Below are 19,931 nucleotides of genomic sequence, written 5' to 3' on the forward strand. Positions count from 1 at the left end.
CATGCGCGTTGCGCGCCGCCTCATCCGTCGCTAGCGTCCGCCTCAAGCAGCCGAGGGGCTGTATCAAAACCGTGGGGGTATTTTATGTGGCGCGTTAAGTCGCTCGACGCGATCCTTGCCACGGCCGAGAAGAAATCTCTTCATCGGTCGCTTGGTCCTATTCAACTGACGCTTCTGGGGATCGGGGCCATTATCGGCACCGGCATCTTCGTCCTGACGGCTGCGGCTTCGCAAAAAGCCGGGCCGGGCATGATGGTCAGCTTCGTCATCGCCGGCGCCGTGTGCGCCGTCGCGGCGCTCTGCTACTCCGAACTGGCTGCCATGGCCCCGGTCTCGGGCTCGGCCTACACCTATACATACGCCGTGATGGGCGAACTGCTGGCCTGGACGGTCGGCTGGGCGCTGATCCTGGAGTATGCGGTCGCGGCGTCCGCCGTGTCAGTCGGCTGGTCAGGCTATGTCCTGGGATTGATAGAACAGGGGCTAGGGTTCGACTTCCCTGACCTCCTATCCGCCGGGCCCGCCTGGGCCATGAACGGCTTCATTCCCACGCCCGACTTCTCGGTCGGCATCGTCAACATTCCGGCCATCATCGTGGCCCTGCTGGTCACCGGTCTGCTGATGCTGGGTACGACCGAATCGGCGCGCGTCAACGCCGTGCTGGTTCTGATCAAGGTGGCCGCCCTGGCGGTCTTCATCGTCATCACCTTGCCGGCGATCAAGACGGCGAACCTGTCGCCCTTCGCGCCAAACGGCCTGTTCGGCGAGTTCTCGGGCATGGGCATCGTCGGCGCCGCCGCCTCGATCTTCTTCGCCTATGTCGGCTTCGACGCGGTTTCAACGGCGGCCGAAGAGACCAAGAATCCGCAACGCAACGTGCCGATCGGCCTGATCGGCTCCCTGGCCATCTGCACCGTCTTCTATCTGCTGGTCGCCCTGGGTGCAGCGGGCGCCATCGGCGCACAGCCGGTGCTCGGCGCTGCGGGCCAAGCCGTCCAGCCCGGCTCGCCGGCCTTCATCGCCGCCTGCGCCCTGCCGGCCAACGCCGAGGCCCTGGTTTGCTCCAATGAAGCCCTGGCCCATGTCCTGCGCGTGATCGGTCATCCGCAGATCGGCAATGCCCTGGGCACCGCCGCCCTGCTGGCCCTGCCCTCGGTCATCCTGATGATGATCTACGGCCAGACCCGCATCTTCTTCGTGATGGCGCGCGACGGCCTGCTGCCGGAAGGCCTGACCAAGATCCACCCCAAGTGGAAGACGCCCTACATCGTGACGGCCGCAACCGGCATCGCGGTGGCCATCGGCGGCGCCCTGTTCCCGGTCGGTCAGTTGGCCGACATCTCGAACTCGGGCACCCTGTTCGCCTTCTTCATGGTGTCGCTGGCCGTGCTGATCCTTCGGGTCAAGGAGCCGAACCGCAAGCGTCCGTTCCGCACGCCGTTCATCTGGGTCTTCGCGCCCCTGTCGGCCTTCGGCTGCGCCTTCCTGTTCTGGAACCTGCCGCACGACGCCAAGATGGTGCTGCCGATCTGGGGCAGCATCGGCCTGGTGATCTACTTCCTGTATGGCTATCGCAAGAGCCACCTGGGTCGCGGCCTGATCGAGGTCCACGAGACCGACAGCGACCTGCCGCCGCCGCCCGTCCCGCCGATCCGCTAAGTGAAAGTTCCGGGGCCTGTTGCGCAGGTGCGATAGGCCCCGGAATACGGCCTCAAGTAGCGCGAAGCGCGATAGGCCCACTAAAAAAGAAAAGGCCCCGGATCGCTCCGGGGCCTTTTTGCTTTGGTGCGGATGAGAGGACTCGAACCTCCACGCCTCTCGGCGCTAGAACCTAAATCTAGTGCGTCTACCAGTTCCGCCACATCCGCATGGGCAGGCCGTCGCCTCTAGAGGGTGACGACGGTCAGGGCAAGGCCTCAGCGACGCCCCGCGACCAGTTCGTTGCGAATGGACCGTCCCAGCGGATCGCGCGCCTGCCAGGTATCTCCGACATCGGCCTCGACCACACGACTACAGAAGCGTGGTAAGATCTGACGCGGGCTGAAGCCGCTGAGGCAGATCTTGTCCCCCTCGGCCGACCAGCGCGCAGCCAGCCGCCGCCCGTCCGAAAACTGCGAGGTGTAGCGCCCGTCCGGCTCGAAGAAATGCTTTACCCACTGCCCGTTCGGATAGTGGGAAACGATTGTATTGCCGAACGCCTTGGACATGTCAGCGTAAGCCGGCGAGGCCGCCAGGGCGCCTGCCAAGACCAATCCGCATATCAACACACCCTGCCTCACACGCCTCTCCTGCGCCGTCTCTGCATCGACTATCGACGATACATAAGACGGCGCAAGCGAAGCGGTTCCTCAATCAGACGTTTCCGCGACGACCCGATTCGAACAGGAACCAGACGCGCTTCTCGCTTTCGTCGATCCAGTTCTCCAACAGGCTGGCGGTGGCGATGTCGTTGTGCTCGTCGCAGAGGTCGTGCACCTCGCGCATCCGAGCGATCAGCTCGCCGTTGTCGTCGCGAAGCTCGGCCAGCATGTCCAGCGGATCGACATAGTCGGCGTCATTGTCCGCGACGCGCGATTCCTTGGCGATCTGACCGATGGACCGCAACGTCGTGCCGCCGATCTTGCGCGCGCGCTCGGCCATCGGATCGGTCATGGCCAGGATTTCCGCCGACTGCTCGTCCAGCAACAGGTGATAATCGCGGAAATGCGGGCCCGACACGTGCCAGTGGAAGTTTTTGGTTTTGATGTAGAGGGCGAACGTATCGGCCAGCAGGGTGGTCAACGCAGCGGAAATATCGCGCGTCGCCTCCTCCGACAGGCCAGTCGGCGTTCTCAGCGGCGCAAGGCGCTTCTCACGAGCGGTCACCATCGTCGTTCTCCTCAACAGTCTGCAGTCAAGCTAGGAAGCCGGGCGTCCGAACGGAAGCCCTGATGCAGATCATAATGCTGAAGCTGTGAAAGGGTTCGGCGGCGCCGACCTTTGTCGGCGGATGGCTGGGGAACTAGGACTCGAACCTAGAATGACGGTACCAAAAACCGTAGTGTTACCATTACACCATTCCCCAGCAGGACCGGCGTTTCCGAAGCACTCTGTGCGGCGGAGGCGGTCAGATACGCCAAGCGGTTTTGGGATGCAACACCCTCTTTCAGGACTATTTTCACGCACCGCGAAGTTGGGGTGAAATGGACGCTTGCGGCCTCCCGAACCCATAGCTATAAGCCGCGTCCTCACTTCGGGGCGACGCCGCCAGGCCAGCCCCCACGGTCGGAGTGTGGCTCAGCCTGGTAGAGCACTGCGTTCGGGACGCAGGGGTCGGAGGTTCGAATCCTCTCACTCCGACCATCTTCTCTTTAGAGATATCGACAGCGCGACGGCGGGTTTTCACCCGCCGCCCATGCTGTTTTCATCATCGTCGTTCGCCGCCGTCTCCATCGCCTGACGCGCCACGGCGTTCAGATGCGCGCCGACCGATTCGATGGTCCGCAGCCTCAGCGCCTTGCGACGCGCCAAGAGATCCGGCGACCCGGCGTCGTAATCCGCCATCAGCCGGCGCACGAATTCTCCGCCCTGAACTTCGGCCAGCACCTGATCCATCGCCTCGCGCGACGCGGCGTTGATGATGCGCGGCCCCGTCAGATAGGCGCCGTATTCCGCCGTGTTGGAAATCTTGGCGAAGGCCCCGGCGATTCCGCGTTCGTACATCAGGTCGGTCACCAGCTTGGTCTCGTAGAAACATTCGAACCAGGCCACTTCGGGCGGATAGCCGGCGTCCACCAGCTTCATGAAGGCCCCGTCTATCAGTTCGGCGATCCCGCCGCACAGCACGACCTGCTCCCCGAACAGGTCGCTTTCGCACTCGTCGCGCATCGTCGTTTCCAGAATGCCCTTGCGTCCGCACCCCAGCGCCGCCGCATAGGACAGGCCCAGGGCGTGCGCCCCCCCTGACGCGTCCTGATGCACCCCGAACAGGCAGAAGACCCCCTCCCCGGCCTCGTACAGGTCGCGAATGCGCGGCCCGATCCCCTTGGGCGACGCCAGGATCACGTCCAGGTCGGCGCGCGGCTCCACCAGGCCGAACCGGACCGACAGGCCGTGGGCGAACACCAGGGCGGCGCCCGGCCGCACGTTGGGCTCCAGTTCGTCGCGCCACAGGTCGCGATGCGCCTCGTCCGAGGTCATGACCGCTATCACGTCGGCGCCGGCGGCAGCCTGCCCGGCCGTCATCACCTCGAACCCATCCGCCCGCGCCAGTTCACGAGTCTTCGAGCCGGCCTTCAGCCCCACGACGATGTCCGCCACCCCCGAATCGCGCAGGTTCAGCGCATGGGTCCGCCCCTGGCTGCCGTAACCGATCATGGCGACGCGCTTGCCGCGTATGATCGAAAGGTCGCAGTCGCGGTCATGGAAGACGGGCAGCGGATTGGATAAGGTCTGGGTCATGACCGTCTTCATAACCCCTTCCTCCGTTGTCGCCTTCTGGAAAGAGGCCGGTCCCGAAAAGTGGTTCGCCAAGGACGAGGCGTTCGACGCCGATTTCCGCGACCGTGGCCGCGCGGTCCATTGGGCGGCGGCGCGCCGCGAACTTGACGGCTGGATGGATACGCCGGAAGGGGCCCTGGCCCTGCTGATCCTGCTGGACCAGTATCCGAGAAACAGCTTTCGCGGCACGGCGCATCAGTTCGCCACCGACCCGCTGGCCCTGATGTTCGCCAATCAGGCCGTGGCGCGCGATCTTCATATTCAGGTCGAACCCGAGCTGAAGAACTTCCTGCTGCTGCCCTTCGAACACTCCGAACGGATCGAGGACCAGGACCGCTACATGGCCCTGATCGCCGGCGACGAAGAGCTGGAGAAATGGGGCAAACTCCACCGCGACATCATCGTCCGCTTCGGCCGCTTCCCCCACCGCAACGCCGCCCTGGGCCGTGAGACGACCGCAGAAGAACAGGCCTTCCTCGACGAAGGCGGTTTCGGCGGCTGAAGCGCACCGCCTCCTGCCCACAAGCGGTGGAGGAGCTCTCAAAGCCCCACAGACGCCTCTCCCTCCCCTTCATGGGGAGGGACGATCGCGCAGCGAGCCGGGTGGGGCCGTAAGGGCGGGCGCAGGGCTTCACACGCCCCCACCCCGGCTGCGCTCCGCTCCGCCGCCCCTCCCCATGAAGGGGAGGGAGAAATGCGCGCCAACCCGCACAATGACGCTGGTTCATTCGCAGCGAATCCAATCGCTTGCCGATTTATGTCCCCGTTCTGCCATCCCCCCTCCGAAACGCGCGTATTCTAAACCCGTCCCGTCGCATCGGAGGGCTCGCTTGGCCTGCGACCTTGCGGCGGCGGGAGCGGATGGAACGGGAGCGGGTCTGAAACGGCCCGCGCTGACATCGACTCATGGAGCGGTGTCGGAGGGTCGAGGGGGATACTCGATCGCACTCGGGACAGTCCTCGCAGGGGCTGCCGACCCGTCGCAGGCTTATGGGGTTAGGCGATAAGACCGCCACCGCTCGACGCCCCGAGCTTGCAGGCCAACCAACCGCGCGGAGCGTCAACCCTTCGTCGAAACGGTACTTACAAACTCACACTCCGGGCGAAGGCCCGGCGCTCCGCCCAGCCCTCCATAACTTCGCAGCGAAAGCGCGAGGCTGATCACCCGTGTCCAAGCGAATCAATTCCTGTGGACGACGCCGATTTGCCGCGACCCCGAATCGAATTCTGAGGCACCTTGAATCCATGACCGTTCAGATGATCCACGCCACGCTTCAGGCCGACGTCCAGGCCCGCATCGCCGCCGCGCCCGCCGATCATCCCGAGCGGCAGTATCTGAACCTGCTGCGCGACATTCTGGACAATGGCGTGCGTCGCGACGACCGCACCGGCACCGGCACACTGGGGGTCTTCGGCCGCCAGATGCGGTTCGACCTGTCCAAGGGTTTCCCGGTCCTGACGACGAAGAAGCTACACCTGCGCTCGATCATCGTCGAACTGCTGTGGTTCCTGCGCGGCGAGACGAACATCGCCTATCTGAAGGACAACGGCGTCCGTATCTGGGACGAATGGGCCGACGCCGAGGGCGAGTTGGGTCCGGTCTATGGCAAGCAGTGGCGCTCCTGGACCGCGCCGGACGGCCGCGTCATCGACCAGATCGATAAACTGGTCCACGGCCTGAAGACCAACCCCAACAGCCGCCGTCACATCGTCACGGCCTGGAACCCGGCCGACGTCGACGACATGGCCCTGCCGCCCTGCCACTGCCTGTTCCAGTTCTTCGTGGCGGATGGAAAACTGAGCTGCCAGCTGTATCAGCGCAGCGCCGATGTCTTCCTGGGCGTGCCGTTCAACATCGCCTCCTACGCCCTGCTGACGATGATGCTGGCCCAGGTCGTGGGGCTGGAGCCCGGCGACTTTGTCCACACCTTCGGCGACGCCCACCTGTATCTAAATCATCTGGACCAAGCCGAGCTTCAACTGACCCGCGAACCGCTGCCTCTGCCGGTCATGCACATCGCGCCCAAAACCGACCTGTTCGCCTTCGACCTGTCCGACTTCACGCTCGAAGGCTACGAAGCCTGGCCGCACATCAAGGCGAAGGTGGCAGTTTGACCGAAACTATAGATGGACTAAGACGTAACTACGGATGGCTGAAAGGCTTTCTGGAAAGCATCCCCTCAGATGGCCCACCAAATATCAATGGCTCATTCGTAGATGACTATGGCCGCATCCATTCGGCCATTGAACGGTCTCTAAATCAGCCACTTCAAGATTTCGCGCCCAGCACAGTTCGAGTTTGGTCAACCGAACGACAGAACTGGTGCGAAGCAGCACAGGTTAGATCGAAAGCTAAGCAACTCCTTAGTTATCTTGAATACGGATACGGAGTAGAGGATCGCAGGATCGAGGTCGAGTCCTTGTTTAAAGCGATACACGATAGAGAATTGCAAGAACGCTGCGGCGACCTAATTCTTGCATCAAGCGCATTCGATCGCGCAATAAATCAAGCTACGCTTGTACTTGAAGATCGAATCCGGACTCGTGCTGGCTTCGATCGTACCTTGGTAGGCTCAAATTTAGTAAATGCGGCTATAAAAGCTGAACCAACTGAATCACTAATTGTCTTCTCCGATATTCGATCGGAACAGGAAGGCTATGCAAATATCATTCGTGGATTGATGCAAGCGCTCCGAAATGAAACTCATCACACCGTCGTTGACACCTTCAGTCGCGAGGATGCTCTAAGCGTGTGCGGTTTCATTGATCGCATATTGCGTCTGATTGAACAGAGCGTCGTAAGGCGGTGAACCTTCAGACCTTGCAGGCGGATGTCCTACGCATCTCCGACATCTACGCGGCCGAACACGACATCGACCGCGACCAGGATTGGGCGCTGCTGAAACTGCAGGAGGAGCTAGGTGAACTGACGGCCGAGCATCTGCGCCTGACCGGCCGCGCGCGGGGCACGCCCGACGCCCAGGCGCTGGGAGACGAGGCGGCGGACGTGCTGGGCATGCTGCTGATCTACTGCGACCGGGCCGGCGTCGATCTGGATCAGGCCATGCAGCGCAAATGGCTGAAGTGGCTGGAGCCCCAAACCGAGGTCGCGGCCGAAACCTAAGCCTCCGGCGCGATCATGATCATCGGCTTCAGGCGCTGGACCAAGGCGTCGTCCCTCTGGATGCGCTCGACCACGATCCGGTTCTTCATCATGCCCATCTGCATCGTGGCGCGAAAAGCGATCACGTCGCCGGGCGCGGCGATGAAGCCCTCCAGCGTCGGCTTGTTCTGCTTGCCAGCCAGACCGCCGAACGCCATCGACAGCTGATGGCCGCCCGGCGAGACGGAAATGGCGGTGAAGCGCGGGCTCTTCAGCTGGGCCACGAACCGATCGTCCACCGACAGGTCCATGCCCGCCGCCTTACCCACGAAGCCTTCGCGATAAACGATCAGCAGCGCCTGATCATGGAACTGCGGCCGGAAATCCAGCACGGCCTGCTTCTGCTCCGGCGTTGCGGCCTTGCCCAGCTTGGTCCCCGCCAGATTGGCCATGATATAGGCCGTGAATATCCCCAGGAATGCCCCGACCATCATCGGCAGATAGCCGGCGTCCGCGCCTGCTGACGAAAAGAAGAAGGCCAAGCCTCCGCTGACAAGGAGCGCAACCAGGAAACCGACGACGATGGCGGGGATGTACTTGCTCATGACAGGGCTCGCGTTCATGGGATGGGCCACCTCAACGCATCGATACGGTCAAGGTTCTTGCCCCAGCCCATCATTTCTCTGGTCGTCGCTCGCGGAAGCAACGGCGTCATCGGCCGCGACGGCGACCTGCCCTGGCGGCTGCGCTCGGACCTGCAGCGGTTCAAGGCCATCACCGTGGGCAAGCCCTGCCTGATGGGCCGAAAGACCTGGGAGAGCCTGCCACTCAAACCCCTGCCCGGTCGGCTTAACATGGTGCTGACACGCGACGAATCCTACGAAACCGCCGGCATGTCCAAGGGTGCCCTGGTCTGCGCCACCCTGGACGAAGCCATCGAGATCGGGCGCGAAACGGCTGAGGAGGACGGCGTGGACGAGATCTGCATCATCGGCGGCACGGCCCTGTTCGAGGCCGCCCTGCCCCGCGCCAGACGCCTCTACATCACCGAAGTCGACGCCTCGCCCGACGGTGACGCGGTCTTCCCCGCATTCGACGAAACCGCCTGGGTGGAGGTATCGTCGGAATCGCACCCCGCCGGCGAGAAGGACGATCACGCCTTCACCTTCCGCGTGCTGGAACGCCGCTAGGAGAGACAGATGTACGTCACGACCACCAACGACCTGCCCGGCTTTCGCGTCACCCGCCATATCGGCCTGGTGCGCGGCGTGACGGTGCGCTCGCGCAACGCCATCTCCGACGCCATCGGCGGGGTCCAGTCGATGTTGGGCGGACGGGTCGGGGCCTATGTGAAGCTGGCCGAGGCCGGGCGTCAGGAAGCCTATGACGAACTGGTCAAACACGCGACGGAGCACGGCGCCAACGCCATTCTCGCCGTCCGCTACGACGCCACCGAGATCATGCCGGGCGTGACCGAGGTGCTGTGCTACGGCACGGGGGTGATCGTCGAGCCGGCCTAACCTTCACAAAGACCGGGCCGGCTCGACTGATCGGGTCAGGATAGGGTCATAAGGTCCGCGCGTTCAAAGTTGCGCAGTTCGTCCGAACGGCCGTCGCGGATCTTGTTGACCCATTGAGGGTCGGCCAGCAGGGCGCGGCCCACGGCGACCAGATCGAACTCCTCGTTCTCCAGACGACGCAGCAGGCCGTCCAGCGATGCGGGCTTGGAGCCCTCGCCGCCGAAGGCCGCGATGAACTCGCCGTCCAGACCGACCGAACCGACGGTGATGGTCGGCTTGTTCATCAGCTTCTTGGTCCATCCGGCGAAATTCAGGTCGGAACCTTCGAACTCCGGCTCCCAGAAGCGGCGCTGCGAACAGTGGAAGACATCGACCCCGGCGTCCGACAGCGGCGTCAGCCATTCAACCATCTGGTCCGGCGTCTCGGCGATCCGGGCAGTGAAGTCCTGCTGCTTCCACTGCGACAGGCGCAGGATGACGGGGATGTCGTCGCCCACGCCTTCGCGCACCGCCTTGACCACCTCGGCGCCGAACCGGGCGCGGTCGGCGATGGTGGGGCCGCCCCAGCGGTCTTCGCGCACATTGACGCCGCCCCAGAAGAACTGGTCGATCAGATAGCCGTGGGCGCCGTGGATCTCGACGGCGTCAAAGCCGAGTTCGCGCGCCGCGCGCGCCGAGCGACCGAAGGCGGCGATGGTGTCGGCGACGTCCTCTTCGGTCATCGGCTCATATTTGATCTTGCCAGGGGCCGTCAGTCCCGACGGGCTGTCTACCTTGCCGAGCGGTTTCCAGTCCTCGCCCTGGCCTCGCGCGGAACCGACATGCCAGATCTGCGGCGCGATCAAACCGCCCGCAGCGTGAACTTCATCCACGACCGTCTTCCATTGCGGCAAGGCCTCGCCATGGAACACCGGCACATTGGCGTCATTGCGAGCGGCGGGCCGCTCAATGACCGTTCCTTCGGTCACGATAAGCCCCACGCCGCCCTCAGCCCGGCGGCGATAATAGCCGGCGACATCCTCGGTCGGGATCCCGTCGGGCGAGAAGGACCGCGTCATGGGCGCCATGACAATGCGGTTGGGCAGGGTCAGCCCCTTGATGGTGAATGGGCTGAACAGGGCGTCGACGCTCATCGGATCTCCTTGGGTATCGGTAAGACCCAAGGTGGCGAATAGGGTTGCGTTTGAAAACCCCGCCCTCGTAGATATTTTCTAAAGGTCGAGAGCAGCCACGATATGGCCAGCGATGGAGTCGAACCGTCCAGCGATTTCGCCCGACGGATCAACCGAAACCGGCGGACGACCGGCGTCTCCCCCTTCCCGCAACGCCGCGTCTAGTGGAAGGTCGCCCAGGAACGGGATCGACAGTCGCTCGGCCTCGGCTTTCGCCCCGCCCTGACCGAAGATGGGCCCGCTCATATTCTCGATCAGGCCCAGCGTCGGCACATTGACCCGCTGGAACAGCGTGTGCGCCCGACGGGCATCGGCCAGCGCCACCTCCTGCGGCGTCGAGACGATGACGGCGCCGTCCAGCGGCGTCTTCTGGATCAGGGTCAGCTGCACGTCGCCGGTGCCGGGCGGCAGATCGACGACCAGCACGTCCAGCGGCGCGTCTTCAGTCCCCCAGCGGGTCTGGGTCAGCATCTGGGTAATGGCTTGCGACGCCATGGGGCCGCGCCAGATCATGGCGTCGTCCATCTTGGTCAACAGACCGACCGACATGGCCTTCAGGCCATGCGCCACGTGCGGAACGATGGCGCCATCCTCATAGGCTGGCTGCCCGCTGATCCCCAACATGGTCGGCAACGACGGCCCATAGACGTCGGCGTCAAGAATCCCGACCGACAGCCCGCGCGCCGCCAGCGCCGCAGCCAGATTGACCGCTACCGTAGACTTGCCCACCCCGCCCTTTCCGCTGGCGACGGCCAGAACACGGCGGACATGGGCCGGGCGATCGGTCGGAACCGGCGCCTTGACCCGCCCCTGATCGACCGCCGCCTTGGACAGACCGGCGGTGCGCGGCGCGGCGGCCGGCTTGGTCTCGGCGGTCAGGATGACGGAGACGCGCGCCATTCCGGGCAGCGCCTTCAGCGCCGCCTCCGCCGCATCGCGAACGGGGGCATAGGCGGCGGCTTGGCTGCGATCGACTTCCAGCGCGAAACCCGCCCGGTCGTCGGCCACCACCAGCCCCTGAACCAGACCGGCGGCGACCAGCCCCTGGCCGGAAACCGGATCAATGATCGCGTCCAGGGCGGCGATGACGGCGGTGCGTTCGGCCAAGGCGGTCTCCAGAAGACTTGCAGGCGATGATGCGCGCGTTCTATCGCCCTCGAACCCGTCCCGCGAGCCACGATTTGTCCCAGCCGCCCTCAATCACCCTGATCGCCGGCCCGACAGCCTCGGGCAAATCGGCGCTCGCGCTGAAGATGGCGCGTGAAACCGGCGCCGTGATCATCAATGCGGACAGCCAGCAGCTTTACGCGGACCTGCGCATCCTGACGGCGCGGCCGTCCGTTGAGGACGAGGCTCAGGCCGATCATCGCCTTTACGGCGTCGCCGACGCGGCCGACGCCTGGTCGGTCGGGCGCTGGAGCCGTGCGGCTTTGGAAATACTCGACGAACTTGGCGCGGACGGGCGTTCGGCGATCCTCGTCGGTGGCACCGGCCTGTACTTCATGAGCCTAACTCGGGGCTTGGCGGACATTCCTCCCGTCCCCCTGGCGACGCGCGACACGGTCGAGGCGGAATATGCGATCAAGGGCGAGACGGCATTCCGTGCGCGACTGGCCCAAGCCGATCCCGACGCTGCGCGCGCCATCGAACGGGGCGACCGGCAAAGATTGGTGCGGGCCATGAGCGTCTTCTCCGCCAGCGGCCGATCGCTCAGCGATTGGAAGGCCGATACGAAACCCCTGCTGCCATACGGGTCTTGGACTGGGCGGGTCGTCGAGCCTGACCGGCAGCGCCTCTATCAGAACTGTGACGCTCGCGTGGACCTGATGCTTGAACAGGGAGCGGTGGATGAGGTCGCCGCCTTGGCCGCGCGCGGTCTATCCGACAGCCTGCCTTCCATGAAAGCCGTCGGCGTGCGCGAACTGGCTGACTATCTGACTGGAGCGCTCACGCGTGACGACGCCGTCGCCGCTTTGAAACAGGCCACGCGGAACTATGCCAAACGCCAGTTGACCTGGTTTCGTCAACAGACGCCGGACTGGCCGCGCGTTTGACTTGAAAGCGGCGCTTGGAATGCATCCAGTCAGCGCCTATATTGATCCTGTCCGGTTTCGGCCGGACTATAGCGATAAACGCGCTTGTAATAAGCGGACCGGACCCGGGTGCGATTCCCGGCGGCTCCACCAACTTTCTCCCCGCGTTATCGGCGGAGGCAGCATGGGGCCGACTAGCATCGACGGACGTGTAAAGAGGATTGCTTTCGCTCGTCCTGGCCCACCGTATCGGGCCATTTTCTAACTGCGAACGATAACTTCGCTGGAGAAGTCGCTCTCGCCGCGTAATGCGGTTCGGGTGATTTCGAATCTTAAGTCCTAGGGGTTCAGATCCTTGGGCGGGGCCTGTCGGGAGCCTGGCAACAGAATCCCGGCGCTTTTCCAAATCATCGGTATGGCGACAAATCGGTTCGCTTAACCCTCAAGGCATCTTTCGCCATCGCATCCGCACGTCTATCAGTCGCGCTCTATTGCGAGGTGACGATGAGCGACCAGGCCCCTCCGGTCGATGAGATGCATTACGAGCAGCTGGCGCAAGAGGCGCTGCGCGGCGTCATGCGCGCAGCGCTGGAACGGGTGCTGGCCGAAGGCCTGCCCGGCGCGCATCACTTCTACATCACCTTCAAGACGCGCGCCGTCGGCGTCAGCGTCGCGCCCGATATCCTGGCGAAATACCCCGAAGAGATGACGGTCGTTCTGCAGCACCAGTACGACGATCTGCGCGTCGAGCCCGAACGCTTCTCGGTCAAGCTGCGTTTCGGCGGCATGCCCAAGAGCCTGGTGATTCCTTATTCGGCCGTCACGCGTTTCTACGATCCCAGCGTCCAGTTCCTGCTGCAGTTCGAGGATCCGCAGCTTCTGGAAGCGGTCGTGGAAGAGCCGATCCCGCCGCAGGACACCGACCCATCCTCGGAAGGCCCCAAGGTCGTCTCGCTGGACCAGTTCCGCAAGAAATAACCGCCGTCAGTCCCGTCGCGGATAGGAGCGGATCGTGATCCGCTCTCTTTCGCCTTCGCGCCGTTCGACCAGCAACCGCGCGACCTGGGCGTCGTCGTGGAACAGATAGCCCTTGATGGAATCAAGCAGGGCCTTGGCCAGGTTGTCCAGATCCATCCACGGCGGCTCGCCGACATGCTCCATGCGGATTTCGACGACATGGTCGCCCCATGATGGCCGCGCGGCGCGCCATTCCTTGCGCATGAACTCATAGACCAACGGCTTGTAATATTTGGCCTGGGTGGTCAGACCGTCGATGACGATCTCGACGGCGTCGCCATCCTCGCGCGCCCGGACCTTGCCGGTCCCGATCCAGCCGGCGGTCATGCGACGCCTGCCGATCTGAGGATGTCTGCGCTCGTCTTGCCCTGCATGCGTCCCGTGCTACACCGCCGCGCAACCCATCGCCACGCCTGAGAGACGAGATTCCGCGCATGAGCAACGTCCGTACCGAAACCGACACCTTCGGCCCCATCGAAGTGGCCGCAGATCGCTACTGGGGCGCCCAGGCGCAGCGGTCGCTGGGCAATTTCAAGATCGGCTGGGAGAAACAGCCCCTGCCGGTCGTGCGCGCCCTGGGCATCGTCAAGCGCGCCGCCGCCGAGACCAACCGCGACCTGGGCAAGCTGAATCCGGCCCTGACCGACGCCATCGTCAAGGCCGCGAACGAGGTGATCGAAGGCAAGCTGAACGATCACTTCCCACTGGTCGTCTGGCAGACGGGTTCGGGCACCCAGTCGAACATGAACGCCAACGAGGTGATCTCGAACCGCGCCATCGAGATTCTGGGCGGCGAGATGGGCTCCAAGAAGCCGGTCCACCCCAACGACCACGTCAATATGAGCCAGTCGTCGAACGACACCTATCCCACAGCCATGCACGTGGCCTGCGCGGAACAGGTGGTCAACGACCTGATCCCGGCGCTGAAGCACCTGCACGCCGCCCTGGACGCCAAGGCCAAGGCCTGGGCCCACATCATCAAGATCGGCCGCACCCACACCCAGGACGCCACCCCTCTGACCCTGGGTCAGGAGTTCGGCGGCTATGCGCAACAGGTCGCCAACGGCATCGAGCGGATCGAACAGACCCTGCCCAAGCTGATGGAACTGGCCCAGGGTGGCACCGCCGTCGGCACCGGCCTGAACGCCCCCGTCGGCTTCGCGGAAAAGGTCGCGGCCCAGATCGCCGAGATCACCGGCCTGCCCTTCACCACGGCGCCGAACAAGTTCGAGGCCCTGGCCGCCCACGACGCCATGGTCTTCAGCCACGGCGCAATCAACACGGTCGCCGCCTCGCTGTTCAAAATCGCCAACGACATCCGCTTCCTGGGCTCCGGCCCGCGTTCGGGCCTGGGCGAACTGGCCCTGCCGGAGAACGAGCCGGGTTCGTCGATCATGCCGGGCAAGGTCAATCCGACCCAGTGCGAAGCCCTCACCCAGGTCTGCGTCCAGGTGTTCGGCAACAACGCCGCCATCACCTTCGCCGGCTCCCAGGGGCATTTCGAGCTGAACGTCTACAACCCCGTCATGGCCTACAACTTCCTGCAATCGGTGCGCCTGGTCGCCGATGCCGCCATCAGCTTCACCGACAACTGCGTCGTCGGCATCGAAGCGCGCGAGGACAATATCGCCCGCGGCCTGAACAACTCGCTGATGCTGGTCACGGCACTGAACGGCAAGCTGGGCTATGATCTCTGCGCCAAGATCGCCAAGACTGCACACAAGAACGGCACCACCCTGCGCGAGGAAGCCGTCGGCGGCGGCTATCTGACCGACGCCGAGTTCGACGAGGCGGTCCGGCCCGAGAAGATGATCTCGCCGGGCTGAAGACTGTCTGCCGCTGGTCAGATCAAACGCCGACGTCCCGCGACGTCGGCGTTTTTCGTTCGGATCAAGCCTTGTCGCGAATTGTGCGGCCGACCGGGGCCAGCGCCAACTTGGCCAGTTCCAGATCCTTCAGGGCGAAGGGAATGCCGATGATGGAGACAAACTCCACGACCGCGATCAGCAGATGCGTCAGGGCGATGTACCAGCCGGCGACGACGAACCAGACGATGTTCAGCACGACGCCCAGGCAGCCCGCCACCGGATGGGCGTCCTGCCACACGACCTCACGGCCGAAAGGCCAGAAGGAATAGCTGGCGATGCGCCACGCCGCGAATGTCCACGGCAGGCCGACGACGGTCAGCGCCAGGATCGCGCCGCCCAACAGCCACAGCAGGCCGGAAATCCAGCCGCCGAAGATGAGCCAGAGGATATTCAGGATCAGGCGGATCAAAGTCGAAGCTCCAGCGCCGCCTCATGCGACGCCTCCTAGATAGCGATAAGGCCCCGCTTGTGCAGCGGGGCCTTCGATGAATTCGCGTTAAGTCGCCGTGATCAGTGCGGCTTTTCCGTCCAGCGCGCCTTGGCGTCTTCCTGGGTCAGGTTCAGGTGGACGTGCTTGTCATCGACCTTCTCGACCCAGCTGACCGGGATCAGGTGGTGCTTGAAGCCGCCGGCGAAATCCAGCTTTGCCAGCTCGATCTGGTTGCCCAGGACGTGATCGACACGCCCCACATGGCCGCCGTCCGAGCCTACGACTTCGAGATGTTCCTTGATGAGCGAAACGTCGACCATGTCTGTCTCCAACAGTTCGGTTAGTCCTGCCGGTGAGAACACGCGGCGTCAGGGCGGGTTTCAAACGGCGACGCTTGTTCTCTGATGTGATGACAGCCCCCATGGCGACGCGGTAGAGAGCACTTCTCCAGACATGGTTGGATACAAGCGCATGCGACGGATCGGATCAGGCTTGTTCGGCATCGTCATGGCCTTGGCGCTGACCGCGTGCGGCACCCTGGATCGGCCGACCGGGCCGCTCAGGATCACCGACGGCACGCTGATCAAGGCCGAGGACCCCCGCATTCGCGCCAACGACAGCGCACGCTTGCAGGCCTTCACCCGAGAAATCGGCGAACGGTTGCGGCCCGATCATCCGACCTCGATCCTGGCCCTGTCCGGCGGCGGAGCCAACGGCGCGTATGGGGCCGGGCTGCTGGTCGGCTGGACCGAGCATGGAGATCGTCCGGTGTTCGACGTGGTGACCGGCGTCAGCACCGGCGCCCTCGCCGCCCCCTTCGCCTTCCTGGGCTCGGAATGGGATGACGAGCTTCAGCACGCCTACACCAGCGGCGGAGCGAACAATCTGCTGAGCTGGCGCAGTTTCGCCGCCTTCCTGAACCCCAGCCTGTTCTCGTCGCAGGCGCTGCGAAACCTGGTGGACGAGAACGTCACGCCCGAACTGATGCAGGCCGTCGCACGCGAGAACGCCAAGGGTCGTCGGCTGCTGGTCGCCACGACGGATCTGGACAGCGAGGAGACCGTCATCTGGGACATGGGTCTGCTGGCCGCCCAGGGCGACGACAATGCTCGCGAACTGTTCAAGGAGGTTCTGGTCGCGTCCGCCAGCATCCCCGGCGTCTTTCCGCCCGTGCTGATCGCGGGGCTTCAGGACGACGACAAGGTCGTGCTGGAAATGCACGTCGATGGCGGAGTCAACACGCCCTTCCTCGCCATACCGGAAGACCTGATGCTCTGGACCCGGCCCGAGGACGAGGGGCGTGTCGGCGCCCTCTATGTCATCGTCAACGGTCAGGTCGGTCGCAACGACGGCGTCACGCCGGGCCGTCTGTCCGGCATCCTGGCGCGAACCTATGACAGCATGAGCAAGTCGTCGCTGCGCATCCATCTGGCGGTGACGGCGGCCTTCGCACGACGCAACGGCCTGGACATGGCCCTGTCGGCCATTCCCGACAATGTCGCCGCCTCAAGCCTGAAGTTCGACCAGGAGACCATGACCGCCATGTTCGAACTGGGTCGCCAGCGCGGGCTCGGCCCCGACGCCTGGACCCGGCTGGGCGAGCGTCCGGCGAACCAGCCCTTCATCCCCCAGACGACCATCTCGGACTCGCAGGTTCCTGCGGTGCTGGCGCCGCCGCCCACGCCGGCAGAAACGCCGGCAGAGCCGCCGAAGAACTGATCATGGGCGAGATCGTCAATTTGAACCGGGCGCGAAAGACGCGGGCCAAGGCCGAGAACAAGGCCCAAGCCGCCGCCAATCGCGTCGTCCACGGTCGAACCAAGGCCGACAAGGCGCTGACCGCTCTGGAACGTCATCGGGCAGACAAACTGCTGGACGGTCAGAAACGTGATCCGAAGTCGGACAACTGATGCTTCAGGTCTTGGGCGCGCGGATCAGCATCACCTGCCCCGCCAGCACCAGCGCCAGTCCGATCAGGGCGCTCCACCCGAAGCGAGCGCCCTCGAAGATCACCGACACCAGCATGGCGATGGGCGGCGTCAGCGCCGAGATGTAGCTGGCCAAGGCATAGCCACGCTGACGCGCGATGGTGAAATACAGGCCGAACGCGATCACCGACCCGAACAGCGACAGATAGAGCAGCGACAGCACATAGTGCGGCGTCGGCTCGATCCGCCACGTCACGCCGGTCGCCACGCCATACAGCGCCAACATCCCCGTGCCATAGGCCATGGCCCAGGACGTGGCGGCCATCACCGGCGCGCCGGCCTGCTGTCCCTTCCAGGCGAACCAGTTGCCGAACGCCGACGCCAGGACGGCGGTCAGGGCGAAGACGACCCCCAGCCCGGGATTGAGGCCTGCGCCGGCCGCCGTGATCTGACCGAACGACAGCACCCCCACGCCCATGACGCCCAGGATCGCGCCGATCCACGCGGCAGGCGCCGCCTTCTGTCCGCCCATCAGCCGGAACAGGATCAGGTTCACGAAGGCCAGGGCGGAGAAGATCACCGCAACCACAGCCGACGCGACCTGCCCCTCGGCCGCATAGACGAAACCATAGCTGACCGCGAAGACGAAGGCGCCCTGCCCGATGGCCGCCAGATGCTGGGGCCGGGTCAGGCGCAAAGGCCGTCGCGTCACGGCGCAGAAGGCGAACAGCACCGCCGACGCCAGACCGAACCGCCAGACGATGGACACGATCAAATCGACCGGCCCCAGTTGCAGGGTGATCGCATACCAGGTCGTGCCCCAGATCAGGGCGCAGATGGCGATGGCGGCGATCGTGAAAGGGCGGCTCAAGGTCGATCTCCGGCGGCGGACAGTTCGCTTATCATCGCAAAGCCGGCGGCGCCGCTCACGTCTTGCGCCGGAGTGTGACACACTGGCCCGACAAAGGAGATCGTCATGCGAAACGCCCCCCTGATCCTGCCCGCCGCCCTGGTCATGGCCGCCTGCGCGACCGCACCGGAAATGACGACGGGAACGACCGTCGTGAACGTGACCGCCACCTATCGCGAGCGGATCATGCTGCCGCCCGGCCATGTCCTGACGGTCAAGGTCGAGGATGTCAGCCTGGCCGACGCCCCGGCCCAGGTGCTGGCCGAGGCCAGCGAGCCGCTGACCGGCGCCCCGCCCTATCGCGTCACCCTGGGCTTCCCGACATCTCAGATCGATCCGCGCCACACCTATGCCGCCCGCGCCGAAATCCGCGACGCTGCCGGCGCCCTGGTCTTCGTCACAGACACCCGTCACGCGATCCTGACCCACGACGCACCGGCCTCGGCCGAGATCGTGTTGAAGTCCGCGCGTTGAGCAGCCTGAGCAAACGCTCGGTCGCCCTGGCGGGCCATGCCACCTCAGTCGCGCTGGAGCCCGAGTTCTGGGCCGTGCTGGACCGGATCGCCGCCGCACGTGAACTCAGCAAGGCTCAGCTTCTGGCCGAGATCGACGCCAATCGCGGCCGCCGCCCCCTCGCCTCCGCCTGTCGTCTGCTGGCCCTGGACTGGGTGGCGGATCATGGACGACAGGCGTAGCGTCAGCCGAATGGAGACCGCGTCATGACCGACAATCGTCTGATCCCCGCCGCCGTGATGGGCGGCCTTCTGGCCCTCGGCTTCATCGGGGCCGGCGCCCTGATCGGTCAGGGCGTCATCCATGCGCGTGCAGGCGACCGCACGGTGACGGTGCGCGGCCTGTCCGAACGCAATGTGAAGGCCGACCTCGCCGTCCTGCCGCTGCGCTTCACCGCATCGGGCGATGTTCTGTCGGAAGTGCAGACCAAGATCGACGGCGACCTTGCGCTTGTACGGCGCTTCCTGGCCGCCCAGGGCTATCCTGCCGAGACCATCGAACTGGGCCGGCTGGAGGTCGCGGACACACGGTCGCGCGAATACGCCGCACAGAATGGCGGTCCCCGCTTCATCCTGGCCCAGACGGTGATCGTGCGAACCAACGATGTGGCGCGGGTTCAGGCCACGACGCGGCTGCTCAACGACCTGGTGCGTCAGGACGTGGTGCTTCAGGACTTCCAGGGACCATCCTACATCTTCACAAAGCTGAACGACGTGCGGCCGCAGATGATCGCCGAGGGCACGGCGGCGGCGCGCACCGGCGCGGAACAGTTCGCCAAGGACAGCGGCACGCCGCTGGGCCCTATCCGTCAGGCGACCCAGGGCTCGTTCGAAATCCTGCCGCGTGATGGCTCAGGCGGCGACGAGGCCGCGTCCATCGACAAGAAGGTCAGGGTCGTCACGACCATCACCTATAGTCTGAAGTAGTCTCGCGAGAGCCCGCGTCGGCGGATTGCGGT

General features: G+C 64.6%; 25 protein-coding genes, 3 tRNA genes and 1 other RNA gene. 17 read left to right on the plus strand and 12 right to left on the minus strand.

The features are described from left to right. The first annotated feature begins 84 nt into the window (after positions 1 to 84). Entirely contained in the window at positions 85 to 1,659 is a 1,575-nt protein-coding gene (locus ACK4MH_RS05890; protein WP_409716071.1) for an amino acid permease, read from the plus strand. 124 nt (positions 1,660 to 1,783) lie between these two features. Here the strand turns inward: ACK4MH_RS05890 and ACK4MH_RS05895 are convergent. The 4 genes from ACK4MH_RS05895 to ACK4MH_RS05910 form a co-directional block, all read right to left on the minus strand. After that, a tRNA-Leu gene (locus tag ACK4MH_RS05895) sits at positions 1,784 to 1,868 on the minus strand. A gap of 48 nt (positions 1,869 to 1,916) precedes the next feature. Then, positions 1,917 to 2,246, minus strand: coding sequence for a hypothetical protein (locus ACK4MH_RS05900; RefSeq protein WP_409716074.1), 330 nt, complete (start codon positions 2,244 to 2,246; stop codon positions 1,917 to 1,919). A 106-nt stretch (positions 2,247 to 2,352) separates the two neighbouring features. Continuing rightward, positions 2,353 to 2,868 (minus strand): Dps family protein, encoded by a 516-nt coding sequence (locus ACK4MH_RS05905; protein ID WP_245159505.1) that lies wholly within the window; start codon positions 2,866 to 2,868, stop codon positions 2,353 to 2,355. A gap of 122 nt (positions 2,869 to 2,990) precedes the next feature. Further along, a tRNA-Gln gene (locus ACK4MH_RS05910) sits at positions 2,991 to 3,064 on the minus strand. 201 nt (positions 3,065 to 3,265) lie between these two features. Between ACK4MH_RS05910 and ACK4MH_RS05915 the strand changes: the two genes are divergently transcribed. After that, a tRNA-Pro gene (locus ACK4MH_RS05915) sits at positions 3,266 to 3,342 on the plus strand. Between the two features lie 39 nt (positions 3,343 to 3,381). Here the strand turns inward: ACK4MH_RS05915 and ilvC are convergent. Continuing rightward, positions 3,382 to 4,440 (minus strand): ketol-acid reductoisomerase, encoded by a 1,059-nt coding sequence (gene ilvC, locus ACK4MH_RS05920; RefSeq protein ID WP_409716079.1) that lies wholly within the window; start codon positions 4,438 to 4,440, stop codon positions 3,382 to 3,384. Here ilvC and ACK4MH_RS05925 point away from each other — a divergent pair. The 4 genes from ACK4MH_RS05925 (at position 4,439) to ACK4MH_RS05940 (ending at position 7,603) form a co-directional block, all read left to right on the plus strand. Further along, positions 4,439 to 4,981 carry a DUF924 family protein gene (locus tag ACK4MH_RS05925; RefSeq protein WP_409716082.1) on the plus strand — a complete coding sequence of 181 codons (543 nt, stop codon included), beginning with the start codon at positions 4,439 to 4,441 and terminating at the stop codon, positions 4,979 to 4,981. The genes ilvC and ACK4MH_RS05925 overlap by 2 nt on opposite strands. A gap of 755 nt (positions 4,982 to 5,736) precedes the next feature. Then, positions 5,737 to 6,594: a thymidylate synthase gene (locus ACK4MH_RS05930; RefSeq protein ID WP_409716353.1), complete on the plus strand. Its 858-nt coding sequence runs from the start codon at positions 5,737 to 5,739 to the stop codon at positions 6,592 to 6,594. Then, positions 6,591 to 7,289: a TIGR02391 family protein gene (locus ACK4MH_RS05935; protein WP_409716085.1), complete on the plus strand. Its 699-nt coding sequence runs from the start codon at positions 6,591 to 6,593 to the stop codon at positions 7,287 to 7,289. Before ACK4MH_RS05930 ends, ACK4MH_RS05935 begins: the two co-directional genes overlap by 4 nt. Beyond that, positions 7,286 to 7,603 carry a phosphoribosyl-ATP pyrophosphohydrolase gene (locus ACK4MH_RS05940; protein WP_409716088.1) on the plus strand — a complete coding sequence of 106 codons (318 nt, stop codon included), beginning with the start codon at positions 7,286 to 7,288 and terminating at the stop codon, positions 7,601 to 7,603. Before ACK4MH_RS05935 ends, ACK4MH_RS05940 begins: the two co-directional genes overlap by 4 nt. Here the strand turns inward: ACK4MH_RS05940 and ACK4MH_RS05945 are convergent. After that, on the minus strand, positions 7,600 to 8,187 hold the full coding sequence (locus ACK4MH_RS05945) for a hypothetical protein (RefSeq protein WP_409716090.1): 588 nt from the start codon (positions 8,185 to 8,187) through the stop codon (positions 7,600 to 7,602). The two genes, ACK4MH_RS05940 and ACK4MH_RS05945, sit on opposite strands and share 4 nt — an antisense overlap. Before the next feature lie 57 nt (positions 8,188 to 8,244). Between ACK4MH_RS05945 and ACK4MH_RS05950 the strand changes: the two genes are divergently transcribed. After that, a complete protein-coding gene (locus ACK4MH_RS05950; RefSeq protein ID WP_409716093.1) occupies positions 8,245 to 8,772 on the plus strand; it encodes a dihydrofolate reductase in 528 nt (175 codons plus the stop codon). Positions 8,773 to 8,781: 9 nt separating this feature from the next. After that, positions 8,782 to 9,102 (plus strand): YbjQ family protein, encoded by a 321-nt coding sequence (locus ACK4MH_RS05955; RefSeq protein WP_409716096.1) that lies wholly within the window; start codon positions 8,782 to 8,784, stop codon positions 9,100 to 9,102. Positions 9,103 to 9,137: 35 nt separating this feature from the next. Here ACK4MH_RS05955 and ACK4MH_RS05960 read toward each other — a convergent pair whose 3' ends face one another. Together ACK4MH_RS05960 and ACK4MH_RS05965 are read right to left on the minus strand one after the other, a co-directional pair. Further along, positions 9,138 to 10,235, minus strand: a complete 1,098-nt coding sequence (locus ACK4MH_RS05960; RefSeq protein ID WP_409716099.1) for an NADH:flavin oxidoreductase — start codon at positions 10,233 to 10,235, stop codon at positions 9,138 to 9,140. Between the two features lie 78 nt (positions 10,236 to 10,313). After that, the gene (locus ACK4MH_RS05965; protein ID WP_409716102.1) at positions 10,314 to 11,381 is read right to left on the minus strand and encodes an Mrp/NBP35 family ATP-binding protein; all 1,068 of its coding nucleotides are present in this window, start codon (positions 11,379 to 11,381) and stop codon (positions 10,314 to 10,316) included. A gap of 74 nt (positions 11,382 to 11,455) precedes the next feature. Between ACK4MH_RS05965 and miaA the strand changes: the two genes are divergently transcribed. The 3 genes from miaA to ACK4MH_RS05980 all read left to right on the plus strand — a co-directional run bounded on the left by miaA (position 11,456) and on the right by ACK4MH_RS05980 (position 13,285). Continuing rightward, positions 11,456 to 12,328: a tRNA (adenosine(37)-N6)-dimethylallyltransferase MiaA gene (gene miaA / locus ACK4MH_RS05970; protein WP_409716105.1), complete on the plus strand. Its 873-nt coding sequence runs from the start codon at positions 11,456 to 11,458 to the stop codon at positions 12,326 to 12,328. Positions 12,329 to 12,338: 10 nt separating this feature from the next. After that, positions 12,339 to 12,706, plus strand: a transfer-messenger RNA (tmRNA) gene (gene ssrA / locus ACK4MH_RS05975). 105 nt (positions 12,707 to 12,811) lie between these two features. Further along, positions 12,812 to 13,285 carry an SspB family protein gene (locus ACK4MH_RS05980; protein WP_409716108.1) on the plus strand — a complete coding sequence of 158 codons (474 nt, stop codon included), beginning with the start codon at positions 12,812 to 12,814 and terminating at the stop codon, positions 13,283 to 13,285. A 6-nt stretch (positions 13,286 to 13,291) separates the two neighbouring features. On the opposite strand, the gene ACK4MH_RS05985 is transcribed toward ACK4MH_RS05980, so the two are convergent. Beyond that, entirely contained in the window at positions 13,292 to 13,651 is a 360-nt protein-coding gene (locus ACK4MH_RS05985; RefSeq protein WP_346496818.1) for a RusA family crossover junction endodeoxyribonuclease, read from the minus strand. A 107-nt stretch (positions 13,652 to 13,758) separates the two neighbouring features. On the opposite strand from ACK4MH_RS05985, the gene fumC reads away from it, so the two are divergent. Beyond that, on the plus strand, positions 13,759 to 15,150 hold the full coding sequence (fumC, locus tag ACK4MH_RS05990) for a class II fumarate hydratase (RefSeq protein ID WP_409716112.1): 1,392 nt from the start codon (positions 13,759 to 13,761) through the stop codon (positions 15,148 to 15,150). A 64-nt stretch (positions 15,151 to 15,214) separates the two neighbouring features. Here fumC and ACK4MH_RS05995 read toward each other — a convergent pair whose 3' ends face one another. Further along, entirely contained in the window at positions 15,215 to 15,601 is a 387-nt protein-coding gene (locus tag ACK4MH_RS05995) for a YccF domain-containing protein (RefSeq protein ID WP_409716115.1), read from the minus strand. Positions 15,602 to 15,702: 101 nt separating this feature from the next. Beyond that, positions 15,703 to 15,942: a DUF2171 domain-containing protein gene (locus ACK4MH_RS06000; protein WP_409716118.1), complete on the minus strand. Its 240-nt coding sequence runs from the start codon at positions 15,940 to 15,942 to the stop codon at positions 15,703 to 15,705. A 151-nt stretch (positions 15,943 to 16,093) separates the two neighbouring features. On the opposite strand from ACK4MH_RS06000, the gene ACK4MH_RS06005 reads away from it, so the two are divergent. Further along, positions 16,094 to 17,341, plus strand: coding sequence for a patatin-like phospholipase family protein (locus ACK4MH_RS06005; protein WP_409716121.1), 1,248 nt, complete (start codon positions 16,094 to 16,096; stop codon positions 17,339 to 17,341). Between the two features lie 2 nt (positions 17,342 to 17,343). Continuing rightward, positions 17,344 to 17,532 (plus strand): DUF4169 family protein, encoded by a 189-nt coding sequence (locus tag ACK4MH_RS06010; RefSeq protein WP_409716124.1) that lies wholly within the window; start codon positions 17,344 to 17,346, stop codon positions 17,530 to 17,532. Between the two features lie 4 nt (positions 17,533 to 17,536). On the opposite strand, the gene ACK4MH_RS06015 is transcribed toward ACK4MH_RS06010, so the two are convergent. Continuing rightward, positions 17,537 to 18,421, minus strand: coding sequence for a DMT family transporter (locus tag ACK4MH_RS06015; RefSeq protein ID WP_409716127.1), 885 nt, complete (start codon positions 18,419 to 18,421; stop codon positions 17,537 to 17,539). Positions 18,422 to 18,526: 105 nt separating this feature from the next. Here ACK4MH_RS06015 and ACK4MH_RS06020 point away from each other — a divergent pair, with 105 nt between their 5' ends. The 3 genes from ACK4MH_RS06020 to ACK4MH_RS06030 are packed head-to-tail and all read left to right on the plus strand — an operon-like array spanning position 18,527 to position 19,899. Next, positions 18,527 to 18,934 (plus strand): YbaY family lipoprotein, encoded by a 408-nt coding sequence (locus tag ACK4MH_RS06020; protein ID WP_409716130.1) that lies wholly within the window; start codon positions 18,527 to 18,529, stop codon positions 18,932 to 18,934. Continuing rightward, positions 18,931 to 19,155, plus strand: a complete 225-nt coding sequence (locus tag ACK4MH_RS06025) for a ribbon-helix-helix domain-containing protein (RefSeq protein WP_135195521.1) — start codon at positions 18,931 to 18,933, stop codon at positions 19,153 to 19,155. Before ACK4MH_RS06020 ends, ACK4MH_RS06025 begins: the two co-directional genes overlap by 4 nt. A 24-nt stretch (positions 19,156 to 19,179) precedes the next feature. Beyond that, positions 19,180 to 19,899, plus strand: coding sequence for an SIMPL domain-containing protein (locus tag ACK4MH_RS06030; protein ID WP_409716133.1), 720 nt, complete (start codon positions 19,180 to 19,182; stop codon positions 19,897 to 19,899). Positions 19,900 to 19,931 lie beyond the last annotated feature (32 nt).

Origin of the sequence: Brevundimonas sp. (genome assembly GCF_046295075.1) — a bacterium.
Taxonomy (GTDB): domain Bacteria; phylum Pseudomonadota; class Alphaproteobacteria; order Caulobacterales; family Caulobacteraceae; genus Brevundimonas.

Bases quoted from the DNA above. Each gene is read 5' to 3' on its own strand.
- ACK4MH_RS05890 (WP_409716071.1), top strand. From the start codon at position 85: ATGTGGCGCGTTAAGTCGCTCGACGCGATCCTTGCCACGGCCGAGAAG.
- ACK4MH_RS05905 (WP_245159505.1), bottom strand. From the start codon at position 2,868: ATGGTGACCGCTCGTGAGAAGCGCCTTGCGCCGCTGAGAACGCCGACT.
- ACK4MH_RS05925 (WP_409716082.1), top strand. From the start codon at position 4,439: ATGACCGTCTTCATAACCCCTTCCTCCGTTGTCGCCTTCTGGAAAGAG.
- ilvC (WP_409716079.1), bottom strand. From the start codon at position 4,440: ATGACCCAGACCTTATCCAATCCGCTGCCCGTCTTCCATGACCGCGAC.
- ACK4MH_RS05930 (WP_409716353.1), top strand. From the start codon at position 5,737: ATGATCCACGCCACGCTTCAGGCCGACGTCCAGGCCCGCATCGCCGCC.
- ACK4MH_RS05945 (WP_409716090.1), bottom strand. From the start codon at position 8,187: ATGAGCAAGTACATCCCCGCCATCGTCGTCGGTTTCCTGGTTGCGCTC.
- ACK4MH_RS05955 (WP_409716096.1), top strand. From the start codon at position 8,782: ATGTACGTCACGACCACCAACGACCTGCCCGGCTTTCGCGTCACCCGC.
- ACK4MH_RS05960 (WP_409716099.1), bottom strand. From the start codon at position 10,235: ATGAGCGTCGACGCCCTGTTCAGCCCATTCACCATCAAGGGGCTGACC.
- ACK4MH_RS05980 (WP_409716108.1), top strand. From the start codon at position 12,812: ATGAGCGACCAGGCCCCTCCGGTCGATGAGATGCATTACGAGCAGCTG.
- ACK4MH_RS05985 (WP_346496818.1), bottom strand. From the start codon at position 13,651: ATGACCGCCGGCTGGATCGGGACCGGCAAGGTCCGGGCGCGCGAGGAT.
- fumC (WP_409716112.1), top strand. From the start codon at position 13,759: ATGAGCAACGTCCGTACCGAAACCGACACCTTCGGCCCCATCGAAGTG.
- ACK4MH_RS06000 (WP_409716118.1), bottom strand. From the start codon at position 15,942: ATGGTCGACGTTTCGCTCATCAAGGAACATCTCGAAGTCGTAGGCTCG.
- ACK4MH_RS06005 (WP_409716121.1), top strand. From the start codon at position 16,094: ATGCGACGGATCGGATCAGGCTTGTTCGGCATCGTCATGGCCTTGGCG.
- ACK4MH_RS06010 (WP_409716124.1), top strand. From the start codon at position 17,344: ATGGGCGAGATCGTCAATTTGAACCGGGCGCGAAAGACGCGGGCCAAG.
- ACK4MH_RS06020 (WP_409716130.1), top strand. From the start codon at position 18,527: ATGCGAAACGCCCCCCTGATCCTGCCCGCCGCCCTGGTCATGGCCGCC.
- ACK4MH_RS06030 (WP_409716133.1), top strand. From the start codon at position 19,180: ATGACCGACAATCGTCTGATCCCCGCCGCCGTGATGGGCGGCCTTCTG.